General features: G+C 62.7%; 6 protein-coding genes and 1 pseudogene. 2 read left to right on the top strand and 5 right to left on the bottom strand.

Annotated features, from left to right (window positions below):
• The 5 genes and pseudogenes from ABWY06_RS05695 to ABWY06_RS05675 form a co-directional block, all read right to left on the bottom strand.
• Window positions 1-170: pseudogene (locus ABWY06_RS05695) on the bottom strand (chemotaxis protein CheW); the annotation flags it as partial.
• Entirely contained in the window at window positions 167-1,438 is a 1,272-nt protein-coding gene (locus ABWY06_RS05690; protein WP_353924592.1) for a CheR family methyltransferase, read from the bottom strand. The pseudogene ABWY06_RS05695 and the gene ABWY06_RS05690, both read right to left, overlap by 4 nt.
• Window positions 1,435-1,971 carry a chemotaxis protein CheW gene (locus ABWY06_RS05685; RefSeq protein ID WP_122837656.1) on the bottom strand — a complete coding sequence of 179 codons (537 nt, stop codon included), beginning with the start codon at window positions 1,969-1,971 and terminating at the stop codon, window positions 1,435-1,437. Before ABWY06_RS05685 ends, ABWY06_RS05690 begins: the two co-directional genes overlap by 4 nt.
• A complete protein-coding gene (locus ABWY06_RS05680) occupies window positions 1,971-3,593 on the bottom strand; it encodes a methyl-accepting chemotaxis protein (protein WP_122838607.1) in 1,623 nt (540 codons plus the stop codon). Before ABWY06_RS05680 ends, ABWY06_RS05685 begins: the two co-directional genes overlap by 1 nt.
• Before the next feature lie 142 nt (window positions 3,594-3,735).
• Window positions 3,736-4,458, bottom strand: a complete 723-nt coding sequence (locus ABWY06_RS05675) for a tellurite resistance TerB family protein (RefSeq protein WP_353924591.1) — start codon at window positions 4,456-4,458, stop codon at window positions 3,736-3,738.
• A gap of 184 nt (window positions 4,459-4,642) precedes the next feature.
• On the opposite strand from ABWY06_RS05675, the gene ABWY06_RS05670 reads away from it, so the two are divergent.
• A complete protein-coding gene (locus ABWY06_RS05670) occupies window positions 4,643-5,557 on the top strand; it encodes a LysR family transcriptional regulator (RefSeq protein WP_045060777.1) in 915 nt (304 codons plus the stop codon).
• Window positions 5,558-5,659: 102 nt separating this feature from the next.
• Window positions 5,660-6,927, top strand: a 1,268-nt coding sequence (locus ABWY06_RS05665; RefSeq protein ID WP_353924590.1) for a gamma-aminobutyraldehyde dehydrogenase, incomplete at its 3' end; no start/stop codon positions are given.

The raw sequence follows: 6,927 nt of genomic DNA, 5'->3' as shown, positions 1-6,927 counted from the left end.
CGGTCGAGCAAGCGCGTAGCGGCAGCGGAATACACCGCACAATTGCGGCAATGTATATGCTCGCTCAGCAGCGGGCAGGACTTGTCACCGTGGACACCGATGCGGTTCCAGCAGTCGTCGATGGCCTGGGCATCTGCATGAGTGACGCTCAAGGTGTCGGAGGCGTTCATCGTTTACGCTCACTGTCAGCGGCGCGCTCGCTGCGCGCGGCGCGGTCCTGCAATCGTTTGGCACCCGCCGTGTCGCCCTGGGATTGCAGTAAGGCCGCCAGGTGCATCAACGCGTCGGGATGTTGCGGTTCAAGGTACAACGCCTTGCGATAGAAGCCTTGGGCCTCCAGGGCGCTGCCGGCTATGTCACTGAGCAAGCCCAGCCAGTAGAACACCTGGGCCACCGGTTCGTGGCTGCGCAGGTAACTCTCGCATGCAGTGCGGGCCTCGGCGCTTTTGCCCTCGTTGGCCAGCGCGGCGATGTTCACCAACAAAGCGGCGGCGTCCGACGGCGGTGCTTTTACCACTTGCGGCGCGGGAGCCACGGTTGCAAAGGGTCGGGGACGCGCTGGCGGCACCTGGCGCACCGGCTGGCGCTGGGCCTGCGGGGTTGGCCGGATGGCTGGCAGGAAGGTCGCAACCGGCTCGGGCGCCGCCTGGCGACTGAACGCAAAGGACTGCGGGATGCCAATCGAGCGCATGCCAAAACGTCCCAGCAGACTGCCTTCGGCAGGGCCGATGAACAGCACGCCGTCGACGTGGGTCAGGCGCTTGAGCACTTCAAAGACCTGCTGCTGGGTCGGCAGGTCGAAATAGATCAGCAGATTGCGGCAGAACACGAAATCGTAGGCGGGCTCGTTGGCGAGCAAGGTCGGATCGAGCAGATTGCCGACCTGCAGCCGCACCTGGTCCAGGACTCGTTCGTCGAGGCGATAGCCCTCGTTTTCAGCGGTGAAATAGCGCTCACGGAACTCGATGTCCTGGCCGCGAAATGAATTCTTGCCATATACCGCGCGCCGGGCTTTCTCCACTGACAGCGGGCTGACATCCATGCCCTCGACCTTGAACTGATGCGGTTTGAGGCCGGCGTCGAGCAGCGCCATGGCAATCGAGTAGGGTTCTTCGCCGGTTGAGCAAGGCAGGCTGAGAATCCGCAGGGCGCGCAGGTTGTTGATTTGCGCCAGGCGCGTGGCCGCCAGCTTCGCCAGGGTGGCAAAGGATTCCGGGTAACGGAAGAACCAGGTCTCAGGCACGATCACGGCTTCGATCAGCGCCTGCTGCTCGTCCCGCGAGCCCTGCAGGCGGTGCCAGTAGTCGTCGGCGGTCAGCGCATGATTGGCGGTGCTGCGTTGGCGCACGGCGCGCTCGATGATGGCTGGCCCCACCGATGTCACGTCGAGGCCGATGCGCTCCTTGAGGAAGTCGAAAAACCGTTGATCGCTGCTCATGACCGCTCCTCAAGCAGCGCCGGGTCCAGAGGCTGGGCCGGAAACAGCAGCGCGCGCACCGAGTCGTCCAGCAGGTCGGCGATCCGTACCCATTGCAGCAAACCCTGGGCATCTTCGCGCACAGGCCCGAGGTACGGCGCCTGGCGATTGTCCAGGCCATATGGCTGGAACTGCGAAGGATGGCAGCGCAGGGTGTCGGTGGCCTGCTCGAGGATCAGCCCGAGCAGTTGCGCCGGCGCGGTCTCATCAGCACGGTAGTGCACCAGCACCAGCCGCGTACTGGTACGTGCCTGTGCCGGTCGGCCGAAGGTCAGCGCGCTGAGATCGATCACCGGTACGACCGCGCCACGATAGGCAAACACTCCGGCCACCCAGGCCGGCGCCTTGGCAATTGGCTTTAGCGGCACGCGCGGCAGTACTTCGGCCACGTCGATCGCTTGTAAGGCATAGCGCTCGTCGCCGATGCGAAACACCAGAAACAAGGACTGCTTTGCCGGCGCCACGGCGGCGCGTCTGCCTGCGAGTTCGCTCATCAGACTTTGAATCGCGATACGCCGCCACGCAAGCCCACAGCCACCTGGCTCAGTTCGTCAATGGCGAAACTGGCCTGGCGCAGGGACTCGACTGTCTGGCTGCTGGCATCACCCAGCTGTACCAGCGCATGGTTGATCTGCTCCGCGCCGGTGGCCTGAGCCTGCATGCCTTCGTTGACCATCAGCACCCGAGGCGCCAGCGCCTGGACCTGATGGATGATCTGCGACAGCTGTTCGCCGACCTGCTGCACCTCGGACATGCCGCGGCGCACTTCCTCGGAGAACTTGTCCATGCCCATGACACCCGCCGACACCGCCGACTGGATCTCGCGCACCATTTGCTCGATGTCGTAAGTGGCCACGGCAGTCTGGTCCGCCAGGCGCCGGACTTCGGTGGCAACCACGGCAAACCCGCGGCCGTATTCCCCGGCTTTTTCCGCTTCGATGGCGGCGTTGAGCGACAGCAGGTTGGTCTGGTCGGCCACCTTGACGATGGTCACCACCACCTGATTGATGTTGCCGGCTTTCTCATTGAGGATCGCCAGCTTGGCGTTGACCAGGTCGGCAGCCCCCATCACCGAATGCATGGTGTCTTCCATGCGCGCCAGGCCTTGCTGGCCAGAACCCGCCGCCACCGAGGCCTGGTCGGCGGCGGAGGAGACTTCAGTCATGGTGCGCACCAGGTCCCGCGAGGTCGCGGCGATTTCCCGGGAAGTCGCGCCGATCTCGGTGGTGGTGGCCGCTGTTTCAGTGGCCGTGGCCTGCTGCTGCTTGGACGTGGCGGCGATCTCGGTCACCGAAGTCGTCACCTGTACCGACGAGCGCTGGGCTTGCGACACCAGCGCAGTGAGTTCGGTCATCATGTCGTTGAAGCCGGTTTCGACGGCGCCAAACTCATCCTTGCGATCCAGGTTGAGACGGCCGCTGAGGTCACCGGTGCGCATGATTTCGAGGATGTTCACGATGCGGTTCATCGGCGCCATGATGGCGCGCATCAACAGCAGGCCGCACAGGCCGGCGGCCAGCACCGCTATCAGCAGGGAGATGCCCATGATGATCTTGGCCGTGAGTACCGCGTTATCGATGGCAATGATGTCCTGGTCGGCCACGGCCTTGTTCTGGCGAATGATGTCATTGAGCTTGACCCGCCCGGCTTTCCAGGCCGGGGTCAACTGCTCGTCGAACATGCGGATCGCTTCGACTTCCTGATTGCGCTTGTGCAAGTCGAGCACAGCAGCCAGGGTGTTCTTGTAGTCCTGGTGCAGTTTTTCGAAGGTGGCGTACTCGACCTTGTCCTCATCCGTGGTGACAGTGCCGCGGTAGTTGCTCATCTGCTCCAGCAAACGGGCTTCGAAGGCATTGAACTCGGCTTCGTCCGCAGCACTCACACCCTGCCCCTCCTTGAGTCCGAGCATGTGCTGGATCTGCAGGTAACTGTCGGACCAGGCGCCGCGGATCATCGAGCTGTAATACACCCCGGGCAACGCATCTTCACGAACACTGGCCTCACTTTCCTCGATCTTGAGCAGACGGGAATAGGAAACGATGACCATCAGCAGCATGATGGCGATGATTACCGCAAAGCTCGCCAAAATGCGTTGGCGCAACGTCCAGTTCTTCACAGTCATTCCTCGGGGCCATATCAAATGCTGCCGAGTATAGCTGAGGGCGCTGTTTCATTTATAAGACAGATGCAGACCAGTTCTCATCCCGATGAATGAGGAAGGCGGCGTGGCTGCAAATGACCACGCCGGCGAGCCAGCCCTACACGACAGCCTGGCGCACCTGTTTCTCCAGTTCAACCTTCAAACCCGGCTCGAGTTTGAGTTGGCGCGCCAGCTCTTCCAAGTAGGATTTCTCCATATAGCTTTCCTCATCCACGAGCATCACGCTGGCGATGTACATCTCGGCCGCCATCTCCGGGGTGCTGGCGGCGCGGGCAACGTCTGCGGGGTCCAGCGGCTTGTTGAGCTCGGCGTGCAACCAGTGCTGCAATTCCTGATCGTTGTCGAGCTTAATGAATTCGCCTTCGATCAGCTCACGTTCGCGCTCATCGACATGACCATCCGCCTTGGCCGCCGCCACCAGCGCCTTGAGGATCGCCTGGCTGTGCTCCTCAACCTGGGCGGGCGGCACCCGGTCCACGGTTTGCGGTTCCTGCTTCGGTGCCGTGCCCTGCTGCGCCTGCCAGTTGCCATAAGCCTTGTAGGCAATGACACCGAGCGCCGCGAGGCCACCGTAGATGGCGACCTTGCCGCCGACCTTGCGCACCTTCTTGTTACCCATCAACAGGCCCATTGCACCTGCCGCCAGAGCGCCGCCACCAGCGCCGGACAGCAGCCCGCCGAGACCGGACGATTTGCCGGCACCACCGAGCAAGCCGCCCAGCCCGCCGCTGGATGACTTGTTGTGCGAGCCTCCGGCCTTGTTTTGCAGCAGGTCCTGGCCGGACTTGAGCAGTTGATCGAGTAATCCACGGGTAATCATGTGCGCCTCCAAACATTCGGTCTATGGACAGATAAGGCCATCAGCCTAGAGCGAAAGTGCCCGAGGACCGCGGGCGAGAGTGCTTCGGGATGTTGCATGCTTTCACACGCTGCGCGCCTCCCCATCGGAATAAAAGATATAAACTCCTCCTCATCTAAAAATAACGCCCACCGGGTAATTCTTCATGATGACCTTGCGTCAGATCCGTCATTTCATTGCAGTGGCCGAGACCGGCTCGATCTCAGCCGCCGCGCAAACTGCGTTCATTTCCCAGTCAACGCTGACCCTGGCCATCCAGCAACTGGAGCAGGAGATCGGCGTAGGGCTGTTCAACCGCCATGCCAAGGGCATGACGCTGACCCACCAGGGGCATCAGTTCCTGCGCCAGGCGCACCTGATCCTGGCAACCGTGGACAACGCCAAGCGCAGCCTGCAACAGAGCACGGACCAGGTCGCCGGGCAGTTGATCATCGGCGTGACCAGCCTCGTCGCCGGCTACTACCTCGCTGATCTGCTCACGCGATTCCAGCGCGCCTATCCCAACGTGGAACTCCGTGTGATGGAGGACGAACGGCCCTATATCGAGCATCTGCTGGTCAGCGGCGAGATTGATGTAGGCGTTTTGATTCTCTCCAACCTGGAGGATCGCCACGCCTTGCAGACCGAGGTCCTGACCCATTCCCCCCACCGCCTGTGGCTACCGGCCCAGCATCCGCTGCTGGAACACGACAGCATCAACCTGGCTGACGTCGCGCGCGAGCCGCTGATCCAGCTCAACGTTGACGAAATGGACCGTAACGCTCAGCGCCTGTGGTGCAGCGCCGGCCTGCAACCGCGGATCACCCTGAAAACCGCCTCGACCGAGGCGGTGCGTAGCCTGGTCGCCGCCGGATTGGGGGTTTCGATCCAGCCGGACATGACTTATCGCCCATGGTCGCTGGAGGGCGACATCATTGAGGCCCGCCCCATCGCCGATCTCAGCCAGACCCTCGACGTCGGCCTGGCCTGGCGGCGCGGTACGGCCCGCCCTCCATTGGTCGACCCCTTTCTGACTGTAGCCCGCGAACAACCCCACGGCGGGCGCAAGCCATCTATTTAATCGAACGCCACCTTCAGTATTTAGTATTTGTCGACCTCGGGGCCTCAGACTAGTCTTGTTACATCTATATAAGACGGCCGGGCCCCAGTCGCTGGGAGCACCATGGCCACACAAGAAAAGAGAACCCGAAAAATGGCTGGCGCGCAGACTCCGATCTTCACCGCGTTATTGATCGACGGCGAACTGGTCCCGGGCCAAGGCTTTGTCGAGCCGATTCTCAGCCCGGCTACCGGTGAAGTGCTGACCCACATTGCCGAAGCCAGCACCGAGCAGGTCGAAGCCGCCATCCTTGCGGCCCATCGCGCCTTTGCCAGCTGGTCGCGTACCACCCCGCAACAGCGCTCGGTGCTGCTGCTGGATATCGCCAACGCCATCGAAAAAAACGCCGACCTGCTGGCCCGCCTGGAATCGCTGAACTGCGGCAAGCCACTGCACCTGGCCCGCCAGGATGACCTCAGCGCGACGGTTGATGTGTTCCGCTTCTTCGCTGGCGCCGTGCGTTGCCAGACCGGCCAACTCAGCGGCGAATACCTGCCGGGCTACACCAGCATGGTGCGACGCGACCCGATCGGCGTCGTGGCGTCGATTGCGCCCTGGAACTACCCGATCATGATGGCCGCGTGGAAAATCGCCCCGGCCCTCGCCGCCGGCAATACCCTGGTATTCAAGCCTTCCGAACACACGCCGCTGTCGATCCTGGCCCTGGCCCCGGCCCTGGCCGAGATCCTGCCGCGCGGCGTGATCAACATCGTGTGCGGTGGGGGCGAAGGCGTTGGCAGTCACCTGGTCAGCCACCCCAAAGTGCGCATGGTGTCGCTGACCGGCGATATCGTCACCGGGCAGAAAATACTGCAGGCCGCTTCGAAAACCCTGAAACGCACACACCTGGAACTCGGCGGCAAGGCACCGGTGATCGTCTGCAACGACGCTGATATCCAGGCCGTGGTCGAAGGTGTGCGCACCTATGGCTACTACAACGCCGGGCAGGATTGCACCGCAGCTTGCCGGATTTATGCACAGGCCGGCATTCACGACCGCCTGGTCGCCGAACTCGGCGCCGCCGTCAGCAGCCTGCGCTTCGCCGGCAAGCGCGATGCCGATAACGAGATTGGGCCGCTGATCAGCACCCGCCAACGTGATCGCGTGGCCAGTTTTGTCGAACGAGCCCTCGGCCAACCGCATATCGAACGCGTCACCGGCGCGGCCGTGCATTCCGGTGCCGGCTTCTATTACCAGCCAACCCTGCTGGCCGGCTGCAAACAGAGCGATGAAATCGTCCAGCGCGAGGTGTTCGGCCCGGTCGTGACCGTGACCCGCTTCGAGGAACTGGAACAAGCGGTGGATTGGGCCAACGACTCGGAATACGGCCT

Origin of the sequence: Pseudomonas sp. (genome assembly GCF_040514055.1) — a bacterium.
Taxonomy (GTDB): Bacteria; Pseudomonadota; Gammaproteobacteria; order Pseudomonadales; family Pseudomonadaceae; genus Aquipseudomonas.
Note: the sequence above shows the minus strand (reverse complement) of the source record. Positions and strands in the feature narration are given on the sequence as shown.

Bases quoted from the DNA above. Each gene is read 5' to 3' on its own strand.
- ABWY06_RS05690 (WP_353924592.1), bottom strand. From the start codon at position 1,438: ATGAGCAGCGATCAACGGTTTTTCGACTTCCTCAAGGAGCGCATCGGC.
- ABWY06_RS05685 (WP_122837656.1), bottom strand. From the start codon at position 1,971: ATGAGCGAACTCGCAGGCAGACGCGCCGCCGTGGCGCCGGCAAAGCAG.
- ABWY06_RS05675 (WP_353924591.1), bottom strand. From the start codon at position 4,458: ATGATTACCCGTGGATTACTCGATCAACTGCTCAAGTCCGGCCAGGAC.
- ABWY06_RS05670 (WP_045060777.1), top strand. From the start codon at position 4,643: ATGATGACCTTGCGTCAGATCCGTCATTTCATTGCAGTGGCCGAGACC.